17 protein-coding genes and 2 pseudogenes are annotated in these 22,578 nt (G+C 70.2%); 8 read left to right on the top strand and 11 right to left on the bottom strand.

From position 1 onward, the window contains the following. Positions 1–6: 6 nt before the first annotated feature. Positions 7–1,323, bottom strand: a complete 1,317-nt coding sequence (locus OG413_RS12105; protein ID WP_266805007.1) for a N,N-dimethylformamidase beta subunit family domain-containing protein — start codon at positions 1,321–1,323, stop codon at positions 7–9. Next, positions 1,320–2,012: a class I SAM-dependent methyltransferase gene (locus OG413_RS12100; protein WP_266805005.1), complete on the bottom strand. Its 693-nt coding sequence runs from the start codon at positions 2,010–2,012 to the stop codon at positions 1,320–1,322. Before OG413_RS12100 ends, OG413_RS12105 begins: the two co-directional genes overlap by 4 nt. A gap of 179 nt (positions 2,013–2,191) precedes the next feature. Between OG413_RS12100 and OG413_RS12095 the strand changes: the two genes are divergently transcribed. Both OG413_RS12095 and OG413_RS12090 read left to right on the top strand, forming a co-directional pair. Beyond that, positions 2,192–3,229 carry an AAA family ATPase gene (locus OG413_RS12095; RefSeq protein WP_266805003.1) on the top strand — a complete coding sequence of 346 codons (1,038 nt, stop codon included), beginning with the start codon at positions 2,192–2,194 and terminating at the stop codon, positions 3,227–3,229. Then, positions 3,229–3,780, top strand: a complete 552-nt coding sequence (locus tag OG413_RS12090) for a guanylate kinase (protein WP_266805001.1) — start codon at positions 3,229–3,231, stop codon at positions 3,778–3,780. The genes OG413_RS12095 and OG413_RS12090 overlap by 1 nt, the downstream gene beginning before the upstream one ends. Here the strand turns inward: OG413_RS12090 and OG413_RS12085 are convergent. Then, positions 3,756–4,628, bottom strand: a complete 873-nt coding sequence (locus tag OG413_RS12085; protein ID WP_266804999.1) for a DUF1932 domain-containing protein — start codon at positions 4,626–4,628, stop codon at positions 3,756–3,758. The genes OG413_RS12090 and OG413_RS12085 overlap by 25 nt on opposite strands. Further along, positions 4,625–5,293, bottom strand: a complete 669-nt coding sequence (locus OG413_RS12080) for an HAD family hydrolase (RefSeq protein WP_266804997.1) — start codon at positions 5,291–5,293, stop codon at positions 4,625–4,627. Before OG413_RS12080 ends, OG413_RS12085 begins: the two co-directional genes overlap by 4 nt. A 542-nt stretch (positions 5,294–5,835) precedes the next feature. Here OG413_RS12080 and OG413_RS12075 point away from each other — a divergent pair. Both OG413_RS12075 and OG413_RS12070 read left to right on the top strand, forming a co-directional pair. Continuing rightward, positions 5,836–6,189 carry a DUF317 domain-containing protein gene (locus OG413_RS12075; RefSeq protein ID WP_266804995.1) on the top strand — a complete coding sequence of 118 codons (354 nt, stop codon included), beginning with the start codon at positions 5,836–5,838 and terminating at the stop codon, positions 6,187–6,189. Between the two features lie 237 nt (positions 6,190–6,426). Then, positions 6,427–7,239, top strand: a complete 813-nt coding sequence (locus OG413_RS12070) for a DUF317 domain-containing protein (RefSeq protein ID WP_266810093.1) — start codon at positions 6,427–6,429, stop codon at positions 7,237–7,239. A 109-nt stretch (positions 7,240–7,348) separates the two neighbouring features. Here the strand turns inward: OG413_RS12070 and OG413_RS12065 are convergent, their stop codons facing one another. From OG413_RS12065 to OG413_RS12040, 6 genes and pseudogenes are all read right to left on the bottom strand, one after another. After that, complete coding sequence (locus OG413_RS12065) at positions 7,349–9,091, bottom strand: mobilization protein (protein ID WP_266804993.1); 1,743 nt, start codon at positions 9,089–9,091, stop codon at positions 7,349–7,351. Continuing rightward, positions 9,088–9,708, bottom strand: coding sequence for a mobilization protein (locus OG413_RS12060; protein WP_266804991.1), 621 nt, complete (start codon positions 9,706–9,708; stop codon positions 9,088–9,090). The genes OG413_RS12065 and OG413_RS12060 overlap by 4 nt, the downstream gene beginning before the upstream one ends. Before the next feature lie 49 nt (positions 9,709–9,757). After that, positions 9,758–11,067, bottom strand: a pseudogene (locus OG413_RS12055) (hypothetical protein). Beyond that, positions 11,064–11,753: a hypothetical protein gene (locus OG413_RS12050; RefSeq protein ID WP_266804989.1), complete on the bottom strand. Its 690-nt coding sequence runs from the start codon at positions 11,751–11,753 to the stop codon at positions 11,064–11,066. The pseudogene OG413_RS12055 and the gene OG413_RS12050 overlap by 4 nt, the downstream one beginning before the upstream one ends. Positions 11,754–11,762: 9 nt before the next feature. Further along, positions 11,763–12,605, bottom strand: a complete 843-nt coding sequence (locus OG413_RS12045; protein ID WP_266804988.1) for a helix-turn-helix domain-containing protein — start codon at positions 12,603–12,605, stop codon at positions 11,763–11,765. A gap of 816 nt (positions 12,606–13,421) precedes the next feature. Continuing rightward, the gene (locus OG413_RS12040; protein WP_266804986.1) at positions 13,422–14,864 is read right to left on the bottom strand and encodes a recombinase family protein; all 1,443 of its coding nucleotides are present in this window, start codon (positions 14,862–14,864) and stop codon (positions 13,422–13,424) included. 29 nt (positions 14,865–14,893) lie between these two features. On the opposite strand from OG413_RS12040, the pseudogene OG413_RS12035 reads away from it, so the two are divergent. The 3 genes and pseudogenes from OG413_RS12035 to OG413_RS12025 form a co-directional block, all read left to right on the top strand. Next, a pseudogene (locus tag OG413_RS12035) lies at positions 14,894–15,325 on the top strand (aminotransferase class I/II-fold pyridoxal phosphate-dependent enzyme); the annotation flags it as partial. Positions 15,326–15,430: 105 nt separating this feature from the next. Then, the gene (locus OG413_RS12030; RefSeq protein ID WP_266804984.1) at positions 15,431–16,216 is read left to right on the top strand and encodes a LamG domain-containing protein; all 786 of its coding nucleotides are present in this window, start codon (positions 15,431–15,433) and stop codon (positions 16,214–16,216) included. 140 nt (positions 16,217–16,356) lie between these two features. Next, the gene (locus OG413_RS12025; RefSeq protein WP_266804983.1) at positions 16,357–16,941 is read left to right on the top strand and encodes a sigma-70 family RNA polymerase sigma factor; all 585 of its coding nucleotides are present in this window, start codon (positions 16,357–16,359) and stop codon (positions 16,939–16,941) included. A 36-nt stretch (positions 16,942–16,977) separates the two neighbouring features. On the opposite strand, the gene OG413_RS12020 is transcribed toward OG413_RS12025, so the two are convergent. Continuing rightward, on the bottom strand, positions 16,978–17,919 hold the full coding sequence (locus OG413_RS12020) for a hypothetical protein (RefSeq protein ID WP_266804982.1): 942 nt from the start codon (positions 17,917–17,919) through the stop codon (positions 16,978–16,980). Positions 17,920–18,162: 243 nt separating this feature from the next. On the opposite strand from OG413_RS12020, the gene OG413_RS12015 reads away from it, so the two are divergent. Continuing rightward, entirely contained in the window at positions 18,163–22,545 is a 4,383-nt protein-coding gene (locus OG413_RS12015) for an FtsK/SpoIIIE domain-containing protein (protein WP_266810091.1), read from the top strand. Positions 22,546–22,578 lie beyond the last annotated feature (33 nt).

The following is a 22,578-nucleotide window of genomic DNA, read 5'->3' as shown; positions in this document are numbered from 1 at the left end:
CCTTCGTCAGGCGAGCCGGGTGATGACGTTGTGGGTGATGGCCGCGACCTGGGGGTCGGTGGCGAGCAGCCGGGCCCAGTCAGTGGTGGCGGCGGTGAAGACGGTGCCGGTCGCCGTGTAGAGGCCGAGGGTGGCTGCGCGGGGGCTGGGCATCGGCTCTCGGGCTGCGAAGTTCCAGTCGGAGGGCAGTGGGGCGATGCCGAGGATCTCGAAGTCCTTGGGCGTTCCGTCCTGGCCGGTGGGCCGCGGGCGTCTCTGCCCGTCGATCTCGTATGCGGCGCCGTCGCATTCGTAGCCGACGAGCGCGCTGTCGTGGCCGAAGGTGTCACCGGTCTTGAGGCCCGTTCCGGAGAACACCCAGTGGTCCGCGTCGGTGACGGTGAACCCGAGGGGCACGCGCGGGCCGTCCCAGTGCCCGCCGCCGTTCCGGTAGCTCACGCCCAGGAGGGCGTTCTCGGGCTCCGACTCCCACCAGTGGTCAGGGCAGCCGTACGAGCTGTCCGGGTCCGCTCCGGCAGGGGCGTCGGGAGGGAACTTCGCGCACCCCAGGGCCGAGCGATCCTCGTCGAGACTCACTCGCCACCAGCAGCTGTTGGCACCGAAGTTGGCGATGTTGCCGCCTGTGTCACGGAAGGCAGTCACGTTCCGACGGGTCTGGGCGGTCCAGTATTCGTCGTGCCCGGAGGAGACCAGAAGGCGGTATCCGTCGCCAAGGAGCCGGCCTTCGTCGAGGTCGAGGTCCGTGCAGAAGTCGCTCTGGATCCCGTTCTCCTCCATCCAGGAGATGAAGGGAGCATCCCAGTGCGCAAACGTCTGCCGAGGCGACGTGGTGTCGTACGGATCGGGCAGGCCCTTGACCGGACCGCCGACACCGCCTCCGGGGCGGCGCAGCGTCACCCGGGAGGCGCTGTAGAGGCTTCCGCCACCCGCCGTGTTGTACGCGTGGTAGGTGGAAACAGGGATCTTGTAGAGGACCTTGCGGCCCGAGGGAACGGAGGGCGTGACGACCAGAAGGAATCTGGCCTCGCGGGCATCCATGGCCGGCTGGCTCGGACATACCCCCGTGCTCAGGACTCCGATGTAGACGCCGGACCGCCAGTCTCGCGGTACGAGGAAGTCGTAGGCCGGCCACTGCCAGTCCTGGTCGTACCGTCCGGGTGCTGCGTTCCGTCCGGTCCACTCGACGTGCCCTGTGTGCTTGGGTGTCGAGCCCCAGCGGTAGAAGTCGAGCCGGAAGCGATCCGCGGAGGTGGCGATGTGAAGTCGGATGCTGCGGCCGGCGCGGACCGAGGGGGACGCCGGGTATCCGTTGATGCCGGTCATGAGTGGGCCTGCGGTCGCGCGACGCCGATGTAGTGGTAGCGATCAACCTGCTCGACCTGAGACTCCCAGCCCAGGGCGTCCAGCCGCTTTGTGAGCCCGCGGGCGTCGTAAAGCACCTTGACGGTCAGGTGCTGACTCCCGTCGGAGAGCCTCCGACGCACCGTCGGAACCGCACGTCCCTCGATCGTCTCCTCGATCTCCGCCTTCGCGCGGGAGTCGTCGAGGAAGACCACGCAGCCACCGGGCTTCAGAGCCTTCCGCAGGGCCTTCCAGAAGGGCTCCAGGTACGCGGGCGGCACATGGCTGAGCCAGAAGGCGAAGAAAACGGTGTCGTACTGGCGGTCCGGAACCTGGCTGAAGATGTCCGCCTCGATGAACCGAGTTGTCGAACCCGCCAGGCGGCGTCGCGCGATGGCCAGCATCTCGGGCGCGGCATCCACCGCAGTCAGGCTCCGGGCGCGCCCGGATAGCAGGTGAGTCCACTGGCCGGTGCCGCACGCCAGCTCCAGGACGTCTCCGCTGATGGGCAGCCGATCGAGCACATGCGAGAGTTGGGGCATCCCCATACGGTCCGCGTATGCGGTGTCGTACTCGTCAGCCCTTGCGCGGTAGTAGGCGATCTGCCGCTCGGACCATTCAGCCGATGCGCCGTACTGCTCTCCGATGTCGAGCATCTTCAGCTCCTTCATGAACCAGTAGCATTTGGCCGCCAGTTGAGAACTTGGCGAGCTGACAAGGTCCATGACAGCGGGGTGCAGGTCATCCGTGTATCACGGCGGGCTAGTGAGGCCGTTCATCGGCGAGCACCCTGACTTTTCAACATCTGCTTACACACGACTTCGCACGGGGCAGACTTACTGTCCCGATCATGTTGAACGATGGGCAGGCGGTAGCTGACGTGGCAAGGAGCCGTGCGGGATGGCGCCCGGACAAGCTCCGTGAGGTGCGTGAGGCACACGGATTAACCCTCGAGCGTGCCGGTGAGCGATTGCGTGAAGTGGCTACGAGGGCCGCAATCACGGCGCCCGCAGCCAACTTCCAGACGCTCTGGCAGCACGAGCAGGGCGAGGTATACCCGGGTCCGCACTATCGGCGCGCGTACTGCCTTCTGTACCGCGGCACGGAACCCGAGCTCGGATTCCGCCACCCCCTGCCCGACGAGGCCACGCACCTGAAGCTCACGGCGTCGACGGAATCTCGCAACGGCGCCCACGTTCTTGCTGTCGAGCGGGCGCTCTCTCAGCTCACGCCAGGAACGGATGCCTGCGGTGATCTCGACGTTCAGCAGCGGATCATCGACGCGTGGAAACGTCGGCACACGGGCGGAGATCCTCATCGCCCGTCTCTGCTCATCGTCGGCGGCTTCGCAGGCAGCGGGAAGTCGGAGTTCTCCCGCTTCATTTCCCAGCTCACGGGATGGCCCGTCCTCGACAAGGACCCCATCACGCGTCCCCTGGTCGAGCGACTTCTGGTGGAGATGGGCAGCGAGCCCAACGACCGGCACTCCGAGCTCTACCGTGAGCAGGTGCGGCCCCTCGAGTACCAGTGCCTACTTGAGACCGCCTACGCCAACATCGACTGCTCCATCAGCACGGTGCTGACAGCACCGTTCATCTCAGAAGTGATGGATGTCCGCTGGATCCAGCGGCTGACCAACAGATGCGAGGCCCGAGGCGTCAGCGTCTCCATAGTCTGGATCAAGTGCGATGTGGAAACGATGCGTGAGTACATCAGCTTCCGGTCCGCTGCCCGCGACAGCTGGAAGCTTCAGCACTGGGACGAGTACGTGAAAACCGTCGACGTCGAACTACGTCCCGTTGTCGACCACATGGTGGTGGACAACCGCCTCGGCGCGGCGATATCCCTCACTGATCAGGTACGACAGGTGTTGGGAACGGTGTTCTGATGAACCAGGGAATCCTGCTGTACGGGCCCCCTGCCGCCGGTAAGGACACAGTGACGGCAGTTCTTGCCGAACTCGACTCGCGCTATGTCCTCTTCAGCCGACTCAAAATCGGCAGCGGGAAGTCTGAGGGTTACCGGATGGGTACCCCGGATCAGCTGGCGGAGCTGGAGAGGCGGGGCGACCTCATCTACCGCAATGACCGATACGGAAACACCTACGTTGTCGACCGCCAGGGCCTCGCGCTGGCCATGGAGGGTGGGCGCATTCCCATCCTCCACCTCGGCCAGGTCGCGGGCGTAGAGGCGGTGACCACCAAGTACCCCGCCGCCTGGTCGACAGTGCTGGTGTGGTGCTCTCGGGAGGTCACGGCCGTCCGCTCGACGAGCCGGGGCGATCGCGATACGGAGGCCCGGCTCGCCGCATGGGACGCGACGGAGAAGGATCTCGCCACCAACGATCACCCTGCCTGGGATCTCCGTGTGGACACCGAGGTCTCCTCGCCTGGAGACGCGGCAGTCCTCATTGATCAGCTTGTACGCGCGTCTGTGTGACGAGCCTCCACTGAACTCAGCAGTTCGAGAGCACGGGAGACGGTGACGGGCCTGTCGTGGACCTCGTCCCAGCGGTGAAGGGCAGCGGCGATCTCCCGCATGAAGTGGTCTGGCAGTCCCGACTCGGCGAGCAGGTCCGCGGCGTCTTCCAGTTCGGGCGCCCACCGCCAGGCGCGAGCGGCGGTCTTGGGAATGTAGTCCGTCTCCGTCAGATAGCTGCCGGTGCGCTTGGCGGCGATCTGCAGGAGCTCGTCCGCGACGCCGTTCACGTCGGCCAGCCCGTATGCCACGGCGGCCAAGACGCGGGACGCCTTCTGATAGCTGGAATACGCGAGCTTCAGAGCGGAAGCCTGCCCGATCTCAGTCCCCAGGGAGCGTGTGCGCACATCGGTCCCCTCGAAGAGGTCGGCAACCAGCGTGACGTGCCGCGGGGGGCCTGAGAGGTACAGCGTTGGCTGCCTTCCCCCTACAGGAGGAGAGCCGACGACAGAACCATCGATAACGGCTGCATCAGGCAGGCAGGCGGCGACAGCTCGGACCCTCTGCGGAGTGATCGCGTTGGCCTCGACGTACGTCCCGTCCCGGAAACCGTGCTCGGCCACAGCTGCTGCGACCTCCTCGGCGGCGGCCGGCGGGCACAAGGAGATGACCAGGTCAACGCGCCGTAGGAGCTGCCCGAGATCGTCGACTGCCTCCATGCCCGCGTGCTCCGCACGTTGCCGGGAAGCATCGCTGCGGCCGGCAGGACACCAGAGGACGGTCGTGCCTCGGGTTCGGAGCTGGGCTGCGAAAGCCGCACCCATGCTGCCTGGATGCAGCAGCCCCACCGCAGCGATGTCGGACTTCACGTAGTCACACTCCTCGAACAGTCATCGGCCAGCAGCAGCGCGATGGCTGCTTCCGCGTCGGGTACGCAATGATCAGGTGCGGCGAGCCGAACAGGCCACGGACTCCCGTTGCGGATCCAGATTGTGCGTAGGGCGGCGCGACGACCTCCATCAATGTCGGTCTCTGGGTTATCGCCCACCATCCAGCCGCCTTGGGAGAGGCGGGAGCCACACGCTACGGCTGCCGCCTCGAAGACGGCGGTCGCGGGCTTTCGTGCACCGACGGACTCCGAGACGCAGACGCCATCCACGCGACCGATCAGGCCGGTCGCCTGGAGCTTGGCGTTCTGGATGTCGGTCGCCCCGTTGGTGGCGATACCGACTCGCCAGCCGGTAGCTCGTAGGGCATCTATGCCCGCGAGCACCCGCTCAGGACACCTGACCGCCGCCGCGATGTCGGAGCAGTACTGCCTCCAGAGCGAATCGACGGAGGGCCGGAGACGGTACTGCGCCCGTATGGTTTCGAAGGTGGCCGGGAATGCTCGCTCCTGGACCGACTCGACCAATTGCGTGGAGGCGTGGTGGGCGAGGGAGTACCGAGCGGCGAACTGGGCGGCCCAATCTTGGATGGCACCGTTCCTGTCGATCAGGGTGTTGTCGAGATCGAAGAGCACCAGCCGCTGCATAGATGACGACCTTAGTCGGAATTAATGGGCCGCTACCGGCGAGGGGACTTCACGCTGTGATCCCCCCGAGGTCGCGCATCCGAGGGGATCGGCGGTGCCCTTCAGCACGCGTACCCGCGAATTCCGACCGGCCTTGGTTCACGCCGCCTCTGGCCCTCCACGCCTCTGCTGGACTTCGCCGAGGTGGCAGGTAACCGGGCCGGCCGGAGCAGCCGAGTCGCTCTGCCGGCTCGGTCCGCGGAACGGCCTTCATCACAGTGCCCTGCCGCCGGGCTTCCCGCTCCGCTGCCTCCGTCCAAGCCAGGTTGCCGGTCAGTGCGTCCGGCGCTGCGTTGGTGTCAGTCTCAGATCCGTGGCCGATCGGTCATTGAGTAGCCGTTGGCCGCGAGATACGGCCAACGGCATTTGAGATCCCACAAAGGAGCCAGTGCCCCAGTTCGCCGGGGGCAGACAGGAAAGAGTCGCGAAATACTGGCCAGCGGGTGCAGAGGGATGTCAACGTAGACGACCTTCCGGAACCCCAGGTCAGAGAGGTGATCGCCGTGACCGTGGCACCCATGAGCCCCGGCTTCTCCACCACCGCCAAGGCCCTGAAAGTGCGCGACTGGCAGCTTGGCCCGGGCCAGCCCACACTCGTGATGGATAAGTTCTCCGCCGAGGATTTCCACATGGTTGTGGACGACCGCGCCGACGTGCACGTCAATTCGAAGGACGGCCGGTTCTACTTGGGCTGGTCTTCGCTCGGCCGTCCTGGGACCGACGGCGAAGGCTGGAAGATCGCGGTTACCGGTACCGCGACGGTGCCTGGCAACCGCATCTCCTTCGGCACCGAGACGCCGGCCGATATCGTCGCCGCCGCTGTGACATGCGTGCTGGAAGGCGCCCGTCCTCGATGAGCACGCCAGTCGGCGTCAACTGCCTCGCAAGCGCGCGACACAGGTCGTGGAGGCCCGCAACGAGATCGGACGGTCCTCCGGCTATCTGGCTGGGCGGTATGCGGACGGCCGCTTCGGGCGACTGCCCGCTCGAAGCGGCCGTCGCTCTGAATTGGCATCTCCCGTCCAGGCGCCGCCGCGACACCCTCGCCGCGTTGCTGGCGGCCAGTAGACCCGCACCCACCCCTTGGAGGCGCCCTGTATCCCAACCCTCTGCTCGACCCGTCCGCCCCGAACCAAAGAGCTCTGCCTGCGTACTGGGTCGGCCCCCGGCACTTGGCCAGCGACGACGGACGTCCCTACGATGCCGTCGCGGACCGCCTCGCCGGCATCGGTTGGACGAGCCTGGCCGTCGTTCGTGGGCGCCGTGAGCTCGACGAGCCGCCGGAGGACCATCAGGTCCTGCGCAGCACCCTCCTCCACATCAGTCCCGACGCCCTTCGGTGGGCTCAGTGGGTGCTGCCGGACGAGCCGTTTCACCTCGGTGGGCTGCCGATCGCGTGGCAGGTGTCGGCCTGCTCGGATGTGAGCAGTCCGCTCGCGGACTGGTCCGCCTATTTCACCCGCGACGTCCCGGGTGAGGTCATCGCCGACTTTCTCCTCGCGCTCGACGAACGCGGCCAGCCCACCGCCTCGTCCGCCGGTCCCGAAGTGGTCCTCGGTGCGGCCACCACGCATGGTTGGCTCCGCGACGCCGACCAACCCCATGCGGCGGTGATACACCCCACCTTCACCGCCCGCCTCAGCCTCGGCGAGGTGCCGCCCCTCATCCAGGACGCCTCCCCCTGCGCCCTGACCGTCGGGGCGCAGGAGACAGGCGCTTCTGGCTGGCAGGCGTGGGCTGAGCTCGGTATGGGCGCCTCGTACTTGTGGACTGCGTCGTTCAGTGCCAGCGTGCCGCACTGCCTTGTTGCCGCGTTCGCCTCCTCGCTCAGCTCCACCGCACCGGTACTGCGCCGGGTGCTGCCGGAGAGCACGCGGGACCAGCTCCTGCGTGCCCCCGCCAGCTGACCATTGCCCCACGCTACGAAGCCGGGCCTCCCGTGGGGGAGGCCCGGCTTCGCGCTGCTCTGGCAACTCCGGTATCTAACAGGCTCGCGGTCACCGGGGCGGGCCTGGGTCAGCGCTGACGGCTGGAGGGGTTCGCCGCCCTGGCCACTGGTGGTGTGGCGGGTGCTGGGGCCGGGGTACGCCGGCTGTCCCGAGCGGATGTGGCCTGGGGGTTTTCGGGTGCGGCGGGCAGGTGGGCGCTGCGGCGCAGGCGCCAGACGAGGACGTCGCTGATGGAGTCGGCGGTGTCGAGTTCGCGTCGGTGGGTGGCGTGGGTGAGCAGGGCTGTCGGGTCGTGGCCTGCTTGCTGGGCGTCGGCGAGGGTTGCGGCCAGGGCGGGCCAGCTGGGCTCGGCCTGGATGCGGTCGGCGAGCTCTGGCAGCGTCTGGTGCAGGAGATCGGCTTGCCGCTGCCGGATCTGGGGTGTCAGATGCTGGCCTCGCTGGCGGAGGGCGGCGATGGGGTGGGCTGCGGCGGCCTGGTAGGCGGTGCGTAGATGCTCGGCGGCTTGCTGGGCTGCGGCTGCCTGCTGGCTGTGGTGCTTCTTGGCGTGCCAGTTCGCTGCGGTGATGGCGAGGAAGACAGCCGTGTCGATGACCATCGCCGTGGTGGCTCCGTCTTCGCCGCAGCCGAGCGCGGGGCCGCTGTGGACGAGATCGTGCGCGGCCTGCCGCAGGGCTTGGTCGTGACCGCGTACGACGCGCACGTGGGAACGGCTGGCCCGCTCGAACACGGCTGCGGCCTGCTGGAGTTCAGCACGGGTGTGGGCGGCAGAGGTCTTGGCGAGGGCGTCCAGGACCTCCCCTGCCGCAGCGATCTGCGCTGCTGCCACGCCGTCATCGCCGTGATCAATGATCAACACAGCCTGCCAGGTCGCAGCGGCAGCCCGGCGCCGAGCGAACGCGGGATGGGTCACCGGCGGCAGGGTGGGCGGGGCGGTCTCGCCCCCGCTCTCGGAGAGTGCCGTCGCTTGGAGGGACCAGCGTTCGCGGATACGGGGCAGGGACAGATCGGGTGCGAGGGTGGAACCGGCATAGAAGACCGGTTCGTCGTCCTTGTTGCGGTCGTCAGGCAGCGCGACCTTGTAGCCGAGCAGGTCGCCTGACGGTGCGAACCGCTTACGGATCAGCAGACCGTCGGCGGCCAGACGGTCGAAGAACTCGTCCGTGGAGGCAGCGCCGGCCGAGGCGCTGCGTACAGTCTCGCGCAGCTTCTCCCGCGCTGTGCGCTCCCGCCCTTGCCGTTGGGCCTTGTGGCGTTCGGCGCTGGTGGGGCGTTTGGCTGCGGTGCCGTCGCCGGGAGTGACGCGGTGCAGGTCGTAGTCGCCTTCGATGAGGCGGGCTGCGGCCTGGGCGCGTTGGCCGGAGCGGTGGTGGTCAGGGCGACGGCCATCCTCGCGTACCAGGGTGGCGATGATGTGGATGTGGTCGTCGGCGTGGCGCACGGCGGCCCACCGGCACCCGGCGTCGTCCGCTCCGCCGGAGTCGATGCCGGTGGCGGCCACGACGCGGCGGGCGATGTCGCCCCACTCCTCGTCGCTCAGGATGCGGTCGGTGGCCGCCGCGCGGACGGAGCAGTGCCACACATGCTGTTCGGGCCACTGGTCTGCGTCGAGGAGGTGCAGTGGCTGGTCAAGAAGCCGCTGGAGGTCTTCCTTCGTCGCGGAGGGGTCTCGGCCGGGGTCGGGTGCCATCAGGTAGTCGAAGGAGGCGACCAGGTGCGGGTCGACGTGCTCTTCGCGGGTGCCCTTGCCGTAGAGGTAGTTGAGCAGCCCGCGTGTGTTACTGCCTTGCTTGTGGATGCGGGGGATCAAGCGGTCTCGTCTTTCTGGTGGTTGTTGATCCGCTCGACGGCCGCCCTGGTAGCGGTGGCCGCGCGGCGGACGTCGGCGAGGGCTTCCTCGATGCGGGCGATGTCGCCGCCCGAGTTGAGGGTCTTGGTCATCTGGTTGAGATTGCTGCCGGCCCAGCCGAGCTTGCGGCCTGTGGCGAACAGCTCGGTGAGGACGTCGTGGTCGGCGGCGATGGATACGGCGGTACGGGTCTGGTCGCGGGCGGCGGCCAGGGCGGAGTGGGCGAGGAATCCGGCGATACTCATACCGACGGCGTCGGCGCCGGTCTGGATGATGGTGTGTTCGCGTTCGTTGAGGCGGACGCTGTGGGCGGGGCGCTGCTTCTTGTCACGCGGACGTGACTTCCCCTTGGGCCGGCGCTTGCGGACGGCCCTACTTGGCTGCGATCCGCCCTCGGTCGCAGCCTTCCCGTCCGGCGCCCCCTGGCGCCGGTCGGGCCCCGCCACCCCTGGGGCGGGGGCGGGTTCGGACGCTCCCCCTGCGGGGGAGTGTCCGAACCTCCAACTTGCTCCGCTGTTGGCTGGGATGGGGCGTGCCTGCTGCCGGTCGGTGGGCGCGGGGGTGAGGTGCTCGTGCATCAGGTCCCTTCTCGAAGTGCGGAGGCGTAGACAGCCGACACGGTCTCCGTCAGTGGGACTGTTCGGCGCGAGCGGTCTTCAGCTCGGCCTTGACAGCGCGGGTGACCTCGGCGGCGCGGTCACTGGCGATGCTGTGGCCGTCAGCACGTACGGCGTCCTCCAGGCGGTCGCGTGACAGACGCCCGGTCTCCTGCTGGACGCGATGGGCGTATATGACGAGGACGTCCCACGGCAATTCGGGCTTTCGTCCTGGCTGCTTCGGCTTCTTGGCTTCGCCCGGACCATCTCCGGGTCCGTTGCCCGCCACCGATTCCGGGCTGACGGATGTGGGGCTTGGTCGTTGAGGGCGCTCCGTACTCGGGCGGGGGTGATTGTCAGGTTCCGGGTGGGCGAGTTCCGGGCGGGCTGCCCGGTGAACGTCGTCATCGCCCGAAGCCGAGACGGACAGGGCGCCCGTCGCCTTTGCCTGCTTCGCAGAGCTGAATCGCGCACGTGTCTGCCCGGAACTGCCGGAGCCGTTCGAGACCGGGGCGTGCCAGCGCGGGGCAGCGTGATGGCGGCGAGGTCGAGAGCCTGCTTGCGGGTGGCGAGCTTGCGCAGCAGCAGCTCGTCCTGGAGCGGGTCTCCGTCGACATCGGCCCGCTCTAGCGCTTCGTGCAGGCGATGGGACAGGTGTCGGCCTCGCAGGCTGCCGCGCTGCTGACCGGTCATCGCTTCGGCACGGATGATCAGCGTGACGGCTTTGCTCAGGGCGCGCTCGCGGATGAGCCGGGCGGCGTCCGCGTGCCGGTCGGCGATGCCCAGCCGGGCCAGCAGCCGTTCGCGCACTTGCCGGACGAGGACGGCCGCCAGACCGTGTGAGGCGCCCTGAGGTGTGCGGTGGCGCAGTTCGATGCCCATGGCCAAGTGCCACAACATCGCTGCCATGACCGGGCCGATGAAGGCGCGCACGGTGCCGCCGACAAGCCCGAACTCGGCGTAAGCGGGGATGATCTGCACTCCGGTGATCACCCACACCAGGGCGCCGGGTACGCCCGGCGCGCGTGCGGGCCCGTTGAGGTTCTGGCGTGCCATCAGCGCGGTGGCGAACATGAGGGCACGCTCGACGGTGCTGCTCATGTCCAGGTAGTCGGCGGCGAAGCGCCAGCTCGTGTCGGCGCTGTAAGCGGTGCAGCCGACTGCCGCCAGGGCCGCGACCTTAACCGCGGGAGTGCCCTGCCGACTGCCACCGGTACGGGCGCTTCGCCGGGTGAGCCTGCCGGCCAGCAGCGTGGTGGCAGCCAGCGCTACGGCGATCACGAGCAGGGGCGAAGGTTCGAGGGAGGAGACGGAGAGCGGCAGGAAGTCGGGGAAGGTCATACGGCTCCCTGTCGGGTGAGTTTCGCGGCGGCGAGGTCGAGGCGCGTCGGGTGGGGCGTGGCCCGGGGCGCGCTGCCCCGGGCTCTGCCGTCGGGGCCCACGCGTCGGCTGCGGCAGGATTCGCCCCTGTCGGCGTGGCACCACTGGCACGGGACGCTGAGAGCGTCAGGTCGTCCTTCCGCGATGGTGGCTTCACGGGCGGCGCGGGCTGGCCGGTAGCCGACCAAGTCGGCGCGCACAGCCGGTGGGATACACGAGCCGACGGCGCGCAGGCGGGCCTCCACATCGGAGTGCGGGTCACTACTGGTGATCTGTCGGTGCGTCGAGGGCGCGACCGCTCCCGTGGCCACGGCCTGCCGGGTGCCGAGCAGCTCGGCCCGCCACGCGGCCAGGTCGTCCGGGTCTGCGGTTGGCGTGGGGTCGGTGTGCCGATCGAGGCGGGCGCGGCGGTACCTGCGCCACTCGCGCGCGACGTCCACGGGGAGGATCGGGTAGGGCGAGTCGAGGACGTGTGCCCGTATCGCCTCGCGGACGTCCCAGCCGTGGTTCGTGGCGAAGGGCACGTCGTGGAGCAGTTCATGCCATTGGGCGAGCTGGTCGCGGGCCTCGCCTGGGGCGGTACGGATCGAGCGGGGGTCAAGGCGGCCGATGTAGGCGAGGACGGCGGCGACTTCGCGGCGTTCCAAGGGGGTGGGTTACTCCATTCCTGTCGGTTCGTCGAGGGCTGCGAGGAGGGCTGCGGTGTGTGCCTCGGCGCGGGTCATGCCTCCGGCGGGTGGGGCGGCACCGCCGGGCAGCGCGTACAGGTTCGGCCGCTCCGGAGCGGGAGTGCGTTCCCGGGCGATCCACGCGCGCCAGTCGGCGCCCCATGCGGCGGCGGAACGAGGTGCCGCGGTCGCCCGGTAGATGCGCCACTTCTCGTCAGCCGCCCGCAGGCCGTGCTCACCGAGTCGGGCGAGGTGCCCGTGGTGCTCCAGCCAGGTTCGGGCGGCTTCGTCGACCTCCCACTCGACTGCGGTGATGGGGGAGGCAGAGCTGCTGCTCTTACCGTTCACCTTCGGTTCTCTAGGGTTCTGGGGGTCGGAATCCGATCCCCCGGCAGGCCGGAATCCGGTCCCCCCGGGGGTCGGAATCCGCCTCCTGGGGTCGTCATCCGGCCCCCCTTCGTAGATGCCGGCAGGGTCGGATTCCGGCCCGTCGAGGGTCGGAATCCGATCCCCCTGAGGGGCCGAATTCCGGCTCCCCTCGGTGACTTGACCGGCGAGCAAGGAGGCAGCGCTCGGGAGGTGGTAGTACGTCTCTCCGCGCGGCCCCTTGCGACCCGCGAGCTGTACCAGCTCCCCGCTGGCGATCAGGTTCGTGAGGGCGTCACGCACGGCCGTACGGGAGGCGTTCGCGCGCTTCATGAGAGTGGGCACGGACGCGTACGCGATGCAGCTGCGATCTCGGCACCGGTCGGCGATCAGGGCGAGAACCATGCGGGCGGTGCCCTTGCTGCTGCTGTGGTTCCACACCCATTCGCGGGCGTCGTAGCTCATCTGGTGGCGGCTCCTTGATCAGGGCAGGCGGGGGCCGGGCGGGCCCTCTTCGGGCGATGCAGGGGGTGGGAGCGGGGCGCGTGATCGGCGCCGGACGTGTCGGTGACGTTCGCGAGTGCGCGGGTGCGCGATGGGCCCCGGCCACAGCGGGTTCGTTGGCCTTGGCCTGCGCGCGGCTCGATTCCCGCAGGCCAGCGCACCGGGCGCAGCACCAAGACAGCCACACCCGCGCGCGAAGATCCAGCGTTCGGCCGGAGAAACCACACAGCTCACGGCGAACACCTCCTGGGTGCCGTATCCGAAGCCGTAGGCCGGTGCGCTGATACCGACTGTCGGCGGCTGCCAGGCCATCCGGCGAGCTGATGTCGGCCATGCGCCGGCCGTCCTCGGTCCTGCCGGCGGGACGGGTGACGAGACGACTCCGCCAGCTCCGGTCAGGCTGCCTGGGCATAGGTCGTGGTGGAGAACAGGGCCGCGAGTCTGGCGGCACTCTGTGGGCTGATCGTCGTCGTGAACCCCGCGCACACGCGCTGGAGAGCGGCGTCCCTCGCCAAGTCCGCCCTCCGGCGGCAAGCGCGGGCTCCCTCGGGGGCGATGGCGGGCTGTATGACGGCGGGTTCGGTCTGGCATTGGAGCATGGACGTCCTCGGGGCGGCTTCCGGTCATCGGCCCCGCCTGCGTATGGCGGGGGCCGACGGGTTGGCTGGGAGCGTCAATGGTCCGGAGAATCGCCGGTTTGGGTAACCGGCGATCGTCGGCTATGTTGCGCCGCGCATCGCCTCGGCCGGCAGGTCAGATTCCAGCAGCCCCGACCCGCTACAGCGGGTTCTGCTCGACGTTGATCCGGTCCCAGTCCATGTACCGGCCAAACTTCTTCGGCTCGTCGATGACGATGCCGGAGAAGAGGAACCGCAGCACCGCGTTGCGCCGCTCGTCCGTCATGTCCTCGGCGTCCCAAGCCGCCCGCGCGCCCGAGCCCGTGAGGCCGTCGAGGAGCACCATCGGCCGGACGACCACCCTGCGTTGGGCCTTGGCGATGCGATCGGTGATCTCCTTTCGCATCTTGCGGTACTCCGCCGTGGAGATCTCCTTCGCGGTCCACATCTGGTTCAGGTCGTCGAGCTGCCGCTGGTCGTCCTCCAGCTCCTCGGTCACGCTCTCGGCGAGGTTGGTGCTGGCGAGCCGGCCGTCCACCCGCAGCTCGCCGAGCAGCTCGACCGCGGCATCCATGACGAAGTCCTCCAGCGTCCCGGCCATGATCGACCGGGTGCACTTCTTGTCGTCGTTCCGGCCCCGACGGTTGCACTGATAGACCGGCCCGGTGCCCTTCGCCGTACCGGACATCAGCGTTCCGCACCGCCCGCACATCACCAGTCCGCGCAGCAGGTAGTAGCGCTGCGCGGGCTTGCCGAGCGTCTCCCGGTGCACCGCCGACCGGTACTCGCGCCGTGTCCGCACCTCCGCCCATACGCCCGCGTCGATGATCGCGGGCCAAGTGCCGGGGCCGACTTCCTCGCCCTGGTGCATGCGGATTCCGGCAACGTGCCGGGAGTCGAGCAGGGCGCGAACGGTGCCGCTGTTCCATGCCTTGCCGCCGGCTGTACGGATGTCCCGGCTGTGCAAAGCCTTCGCGATGGGTGCCGCGCCCTCGCCCTTCAGGTAGCGGTCGAACACCTCCCGCACGATTTCGGCCTCCCCCTCGACGATTGTCATACCGTCCTTGGTGTAGCCGAATCTCCTCATGCCGCCCTGCGGCTTGCCCTCCCGCGCCCGGTCCTGCATGGCGGACTTCAGCCGCCGTGAGGAGTCGTCCGAAGAGCGGCAGGCGTGCGCGACTTCGATGCGGAGGATGAAGCGGTCGTCGGGGTCGGAGAGGTCCCGCCGATTCGCCTCGCCGTGGAGGGTGATCGCGTGGTCGTCGGATACCTGGAGCAGCTCCTCCAGGTCCCGGGGCTGCCGCATGAGCCGGTCGGGGTGGTAGGCGATGATGTGCCGGAAGCCACGGTTCCGGGCGTCCCCCAGCAGGCGGTCCCATCCCGGCCGCTTCCGCTTACGGCTCCAGGCGGAGCGGCTGTTGTCCACGAAGATGTGGGCGGGATCGATGACGAGGCCACGCCGTTCGGCGATCTCGCGGCAGATACGTTCCTGACGGTCGACGCCGGTCTGGTCGTCGTCGTCCGCCTGGGATATCCGGCAGTAGATGGCGGCCGGCTCACCGGCGGTACTGGAGAGGCCCCTGGTGGGCTTGTTGCGCGACACGCGAATGAGTGTACGAACAAGGGGTGGCCTGGGTCACGGCGACCGGCCCGCTCGTCTCCGCCGTCCGGACGGCCAAGCAGTACCTGACGTACGTCAGCGCGGGCCCCTTCCAGTACGCGATCGCCGAAGCGCTGCGTCTGCCGGACGCGTACTTCGACGGCTTCCGCGCCGGCCTCCGCCGCAAGCGCGACCTGCTCGGCGACGGCCTGCGCGCGGCCGGGTTCGAGGTCTACCAGCCCGGGGGCACGTACTTCATCACCACCGACATCACCCCCTTCGGCGAGAAGGACGCCTACGCCTTCTGCCGCGCCCTCCCCGAACGGTGCGGCGTCGTCGCCATCCCCAACTCCGTGTTCTACGACGACCCCGACGCCGGCCGCAGTCAGGTCCGCTTCACGTTCTGCAAGAAGGACGACGTCCTCCGGGAGGCAGTCGCCCGGCTGCGGCGCCTGGCGTCCTGAACCCGCGCCTCCGGAACGTCACAACTCGGATGCACACTGAACCGCTTCCGGGTCGGAATCGTGGTCATCAGTGACACATCTATGTCTCACCTCCTGAGGAAATTCATGGCGCGCAGATGGCCACTCATCACCACGATCACCGTATTGACCGTCGCGCTGGCCTTCGTCGTCGTCCAACTGGTGCGCGGCCAGGACTCCGAGAAGCAACAGGCCGGGAAGGAACAGCCCGCGGCGAAACCGGCCGCGTCGAGCACGGCTGACGACGCCGACCCGCTACAGGACCTCGGCTGGTGGCCCCTGCACCGGTCCGGCACCGCGAAGGCCGGCGAGCACGACGCCTCGGTCAGGGGCGGCACGCAGTGGACCGACGGCCCCGAGGGCGGCGCCCTGCGGTTGAACGGCACCAGCGGATACGTGGACTCCCACACCCGGCTCGACCCCGCGGGCAAGGATTACTCGGTCGCCGCGCGGGTGCGCCTCAGCTCCCAAGGCATGACCGGCATGCGCACCGCCCTGTCCCAGGACGGCGACCGGATCAGCGCGTTCTTCCTCCAGTACTCCGGCCAGGACGGGAACTTCGCCTTCAGTTTCAGCGGTGCTCGTACGGTCGCGACGACGCCCGAGAAGCCGCAGCCCGGCCGTTGGTACCACCTGACCGGCACGTACAGTCAGAAGGACCACCGGATGCAGCTCTACGTGGACGGCCGGCTCGCGGGAACCAGGGTGGCCTCCAGCAACGTGAAACCCACTGGCACCGTGGTGATCGGGCGCGGCAAGTTCGATGGGAAGGCAGCCGATTTCTGGAACGGTGATATCGCCGACGTACATCTCTACGACCGGGAGCTGACCTCCCGTGAGGTGGGCTCGCTTTCCTCTCGCGAACCGGGCTGAACGGCGCGACGGGGCGAGTTCACCGCCGCCGCGGGCCGACGGGCGCCGCACGGTCGCCCGTCGGCCCGCGGCGGCGCCCGCCGGTTGTCCCCAGCCGGTTGGAACCCGTCTCCCCACAGATGACCGGAGAGGAAAGGCCCTTGTCGGCCAGCGCTTCGTCCGAAGAGCTCATACCTGGCCCCCGTGCCGCGGAACCCCACCCCGACGAGTTCCTCAGAACGCTCTACCACCTGCACGGGAACGCGTTGTTGCAGTTCGCCGCACGGCGGCTGGAGGGCGACTGGCACCGCGCCGAGGACATCCTCCAGGAAGTCGCGATACGCGCCTGGATGCACGCCGAGGAACTCGACCCGAGCACGGACGCGGTGCGGCCCTGGCTGTTCACCGCGCTGCGCAATCTGGTCATCGACGGCCACCGGGCCCGCCAGGCCAGACCACCGGAGACCGGTGACCCCGAACTCGCCCACCTGCCGGTGTCCGACGGCGTGGACCACCTGCTCACCTCCCAGGTGCTCATCGACGCGTTGCGTGACCTGCGGCCCGCGCAGCGCGAGGTCCTGATGCACGTGCACTTCCTGGGACGCAGCGTGAACCAGACGGCCGAGGTCCTCGGTGTGCCGCCGGGAACCGTCAAGTCCCGGACGTTCTACGCCGCCCGCGCCCTGCGCGAGGCACTGCACAACCGGGGGCTGTACGCGGGCGGCGTGTACCGCGAGGCCGGATGACACCGAGGTTCGGATGACACCGAGGCCGGATGACACTTATGCCAGACGTCCCGCGTGCCGGGTGATCTCCAGGCCGAGCGGCCCGGTGTCGAGCGATCCGCCCGCGTCGGCACGCCAGCGCCACCCCGTGGGTGCCTCACCGATCACCAGCAGCGCGTCCCCGCGCCGCAGACCGGCCAGTGCCCCTTCCCGTCGCGGGAGCTGCGAGGCGTCAACGACGAACAGATGCGGCGCCTCGCCCTGGACGGCGATCCGGCTGCTTCCCTCGATCAGGCGGTAGATCTGGGTGACGTCGGGCGAGCCGAACTCCGGCGCTCCCGTGCCCGCCGACGCCGCCGTGGCGAACGCCTCCTCCAGGCTGGCCGCGCTGTGCAGACGCGAGGTCCGCGGCTCGTCGCCGAACAGAAGCCGGCCGTCGGCCAGGGATCCCACCAGGGTGACCTCGGCGAGCGCCCCCACCGGTCCGGCGAGCGCCTCGCTGACGACGGCCCGCACCAGGCTGTGCACCTCCTTGTCCGGCCCCGTCACCGAGACGGGCCCCGCCGCCCGGGAGAGGTCGACCAGCACGCGGTCGGGTCCGTCCAGGCCCACCGTCACCGTCAGCGCGTACGGCAGGGCCGGCTCGCCCTCCGGGCCGGGGCGGTGCAGGGCGTCGGGCGAGATCGTCCAGCGCTCGCCGTCCGCCTCGACGGTCCAGGGCGCGGGGGCGGACTCCTCGGCACCGGCCAGCAGCAGGGCGAGCCGTTCCTCGGAGTAGACGACGGCGTACAGGTCGGGCAGCGGCCGGCCGGAGCGCAGGCACTCGCCCGTCAGCCGGCGCAGTCCCGCGTTGACCACGTCCAGCGCCTCCCGGCCCACGACGGCCACCGAGGCGGCGCGGGGCTTCGGCGGGCGGGATCGTCGCTCGGTGACGATCAGCGCGGCCACCGCCCCGATCAGCGCCAGCCCCAGCACCACGGCCAGGACGTACCAGATCATCTTCTGACTCCTTGTCGGGACGCCCCGGCGGCGGAGCCGGGACGATCGGGAACGAGAGCGGCGCGGTCGCCGCGCGGTGCACCCGATGGCCACTACGGCGCCCGTCGGCGGATGGTTCACCCGCCGCACCGGTGAACCATCCGAGGACGCGCTCCGTAGGTCCCATCAGTGTCACGGGAGCCGCCGACCGCGGCTGCCGGGGCCCCCATTTCACGTCGGCTGGAGGACGTTCTCGTGTCGTTGATGTTGACCGTGGTCGAGGAGGGCGGTGACGCGTTCGACGTCCACCTCGACGCCGACCCCGACACGCCCGTGGGCGCTGTCGCGGAGGCGCTGGCCGGGGCGGGCGGCGTCCACCGGCCCCCGGAGGGCCTCGGCCTGTACGCCGGCGACCGGCTGCTGCCCGCCGATATGCGGCTGCGGGACGCGCCGCTGCACCACGCGGCCATCGTGGGCCTGGGCGGCCCGGCGGGCACCGCTTCGGCCGAACCGAACGGGCTGGTGGAGGTCCGTACGGTCGGCGGCGCCGGCGCGGGCGCCGTGCGCCGGCTGGACATGGGCGAGTACCGGATCGGGCTGGCCCACGACGGCGCCGCCCAGGTGCTGCGCTCCGTACCGGACCGTCCGTTCGCCGTCCTGGCGGTGGGCCCCGGAGGACGCTGCCGTATCTCGCCCGACGCCTCCGCGCCGGGCGACGGCACCCTGCAACTGGACCGCGAGGACCTCACCGAGGCGGCCGCCTGGCCGGCCGGCGCACAGCTCCTCGTCGGGGACAGCCTGCTCGAACTCGCCCTCCCGCAGAAGCCGGACGCGGCCGTGCAGCCGTCGGAGGACGGCACCGGCTACGACTACAACCGGCCGCCGCGGCTGCGGCCGGCCGAGAACGCCACCCGCTTCACCCTGCCCTCCCCGCCCGGCCCGCCCCCCTCCCGGCCGCTCCCGTGGATCACCGCGCTCGCCCCGCTGGTGATGGCGGGGGCCGCGGCACTGCTGTTCGACCGTATGACGATGCTGCTGTTCGGACTGCTCTCCCCGGTCGCGATCGTCGGCAACTATGTGATGAGCCGGCGCACGGGGCGCCAGTCGCACGCCGAGAGTGTCGTCGCCTACGAGGAGAAGAAGGCACGGATCGAGGGCGACGCGGCGGACGCCCTGACGGCCGAACGCACCGCCCGGCGCCGCGGCTTCCCGGACCCGGCCGAGGTCGTCCTGACCGCCGTCGGCCCCCGGCGCCGTCTGTGGGAACGCCGCACCTCCGACGCCGACTTCCTCGAACTGCGCATCGGAACCGCCGACCAGGACTCCGAGGTGGTGCTCCAGGACCCGACGAAGGACGAACACCGCCGCGAGGACCCGCGGACCGCGTACGACGTCCCGGTGACCGTCCCGCTGCGGGAGCACGACGTCCTGGGCATCGCCGGTGAGGGCGCCGTCGCCCGCGCCGTGGCGCGCTGGGTGGTCGCCCAGGCCGCCGTCCTGCACAGCCCCCGTGACCTCCAGATCCATCTGCTGACGACCGGCGAACGGGGCCGGGACGGCTGGTCCTGGCTGCGCTGGCTGCCGCATGTGCGCAAGAAGTCCGGCGACACCCCGGCCAGCATCGGCTACGGCACGGAGACCTGCGCCCGGCGGGTCGCCGAACTCACCGCGCTGATCGTCGAGCGCGCCGGACGCAAGGACCGGCGGAGCCGGCCCGCCGGGCCCGACGTGCTCGTCATCCTCGACGGAGCCCGCAGGCTGCGTTCGCTGCCCGGCGTGACGCAGATCCTGCGCGACGGACCGGCCGTCGGCGTCCGCGCGCTCTGCCTGGACGCCGAGGAGCGGCTGCTGCCCGAGGAGTGCCACGCCGTCGTCGCCGAGGAGCCCGGCGGAACCGTGCGGGTGGGACGCTCCGGGAGGGGCACCGTCGGGGGCATCCGGCCCGACGTGGTGTCCCTGGACTGGTGCCGTTCGCTGGCCCGCGCGATGGGCCCGCTGCGGGACCCGGGCGGGGCCGACGAGGAGGCCGCGGTGCTGCCCGGCTCCGCGCGGCTGCTCGACGTCCTCGCCCTCGACCCGCCGCAGGCCGGGGCGATCCGGGCGCGCTGGACGGCCGGGGGACGCTCGACCCGGGCGGCCGTCGGCGTCTCCCTGGACGGCCCGTTCCACCTGGACCTGCGGCGCGACGGCCCGCACGGGCTGATCGCCGGCACCACCGGCTCCGGCAAGTCCGAACTCCTCCAGACGCTGGTCGCCTCGCTGGCGGTGGCGAACCGTCCGGACGCGATGACGTTCGTCCTGGTCGACTACAAGGGCGGCTCCGCGTTCAAGGACTGTGTCGACCTGCCGCACACCGTCGGCATGGTCACCGACCTCGACGCCCACCTCGTCGAGCGGGCCCTGGTGTCGCTGACGGCGGAACTCACCCGGCGCGAGCACATCCTCGCCGCGGCCGGCGCCAAGGACATCGAGGACTACGTCGACCTGCTGGAGCGCGACCCGGCGGGCCGCGCGCCGATGCCCCGGCTGCTCATCGTCATCGACGAGTTCGCCTCGATGGTGCGCGACCTGCCGGACTTCGTGAAGGGTCTGGTCAACATCGCCCAGCGGGGCCGCAGCCTCGGCATCCACCTGATCCTGGCGACGCAGCGCCCCAGCGGCGTCGTCTCCTCGGAGATCCGCGCCAACACCAACCTGCGCATCGCGCTCCGGGTGACGGACGCCGGGGAGAGCCAGGACCTCCTCAACTCCCCCGAGGCCGCCGGGATCTCGCAGGGCACCCCCGGCCGCGCCTATGTGCGCCTGGGCCAGAACTCCCTCGTGCCGTTCCAGTCCGGACGGGTCGGCGGCCGTCGGCCCGGTGCCTCGGCGACCTCGCTGCCGACGCCCTGGGCGGTGACGGTCGGCTGGGAACGGCTCGGCGAGCCGCTCCCGGCACGTCCCCGCGGCGCCGCCGCACCCGCCGAGGTGGAGACCGACCTCACCGGGCTCGTCGCCGCGATCCGCGAAGCGGACCGGGAGATGAGCATCCCCGCGCAGCACAGCCCCTGGCTCCCGCCGCTGCCCGAGGTCCTGGTCACCGGCGAACTGCCGGCGCCCCCGCCCTCGGACTACGACCTCGCGCCGGTCGCGTACGGCGTGGTGGACCTGCCCGCGCAGCAGGCCCGGCTGCCCCTGGTGATCGACCCGGCGACCCTCGGGCACCTGCACATCATCGGCTCGCCCCGGCAGGGCAGGTCGCAGACCCTGCGCACCATCGCGGGCACCCTGGCCTTCGCCCATTCCCCGGACAAGCTGCACATGTACGGCATCGACTGCGGCAACGGCGCGCTGCTGCCCATCGAGAAGCTGCCGCACTGCGGCGCCATCACCATGCGCACCCAGCCCGACCGGGTGGCCCGGCTGCTCGCCCGGCTGACCGGGGAACTGGCCCGGCGCCAGGAGATGCTCGCCGCCCGCGGCAGCGCCGACCTGCCGGAGCTCCGCCGCGGCCTGCCGGAGGCCGAACGGCCGCCGCACATCGTGCTGTTCATCGACCGGTGGGAGGTCTTCGACAAGCAGCTGGGCGAGTACGACTCCGGGAACCTGCTGAACTCCGTACTGACCCTGCTCCGGGACGGTGCGAGCGTCGGCATCCACCTGGTGATGACCGGCGACCGGGCCCTGTTCTCCAGCCGGGTCAACGGCTCCACCGAGGACAAGCTCGTACTGAAGCTGAACGAGAAGTCCGAGTACGGGATGATCGGCATCACCCAGCGCAACGTGCCCGACGAGATCCCGCCGGGCCGCGCGTTCCGTGCCGCCGACAAGGCGGAGGTGCAGATCGCGCTCCTCACGGACAACCCGGAAGGCCAGGCGCAGGCCGCGGCGCTCATCCAGATCGCCGAGTACTGCACCGATCGGGCGTCCCAACTGCCCGCCTCCACCAGGCCGTTCCGCGTCGACACCCTGCCGGACCGACTCAGCTGGGAGGAAGCGGTCCGGTACGTGCCACAGCCGCTGCCCTCCGCACGGTGGGCCATGTCCGGTGTCGGCGGCGACGAACTCGCCGCGTACGGGCCGGACTTCGGCGTCACACCGACCTTCCTGGTCGCCGGACCCGCCCGCTCCGGCCGCAGTACCGCCCTGGCGACGCTGACCCTGTCACTGCTGTCGTCCGGGATGTCCGTCGTCATCGGCGCGCCCGCCAGGTCACCGCTGCGCCAACTCGCCGGACGGCCCGGCGTACTCGCGGTCTTCGACGAGTCCGACATCGACCCCACGGCGCTGGAGGAGGCGCTGGCGTCCTCGCCGCAGGGGGCCGTGGTGGTCCTGGACGACGCCGACCTGCTGCTGAAGACGAAGGCCGAGCCCGTCCTCACCCAGATCGCCAAGTCCGGTGCCGAGAGCGGCCGGGGCCTGGTGATCTCCGGGCAGACCGACCGGCTCTCCTCCGGCTTCTCCGGCTGGCACACCGAGGCCCGTCGCAACCGGTGCGGTCTGCTGCTGAAGCCGCAGAACATGAGCGACGGCGAACTGATCGGCGTCAAGGTGCCCCGCAGCCGCCTGGGCGCGACCCGCCCGGGGCGGGCGATCCTGCACCTGGGCGACGGCGTGCTGCGCACCGTCCAGGTCCCGGAGACGGTGCTTCCGCCGGCCGGGAGCTGAGCGCCCGCACAGGGGGTCCGGCACTTCACCGCA

This window comes from Streptomyces sp. NBC_01433 (assembly GCF_026340105.1).
In the GTDB taxonomy this organism is placed as follows: Bacteria; Actinomycetota; Actinomycetes; order Streptomycetales; family Streptomycetaceae; genus Streptomyces.
This window is presented reverse-complemented; position numbering and strand designations above follow the sequence as displayed.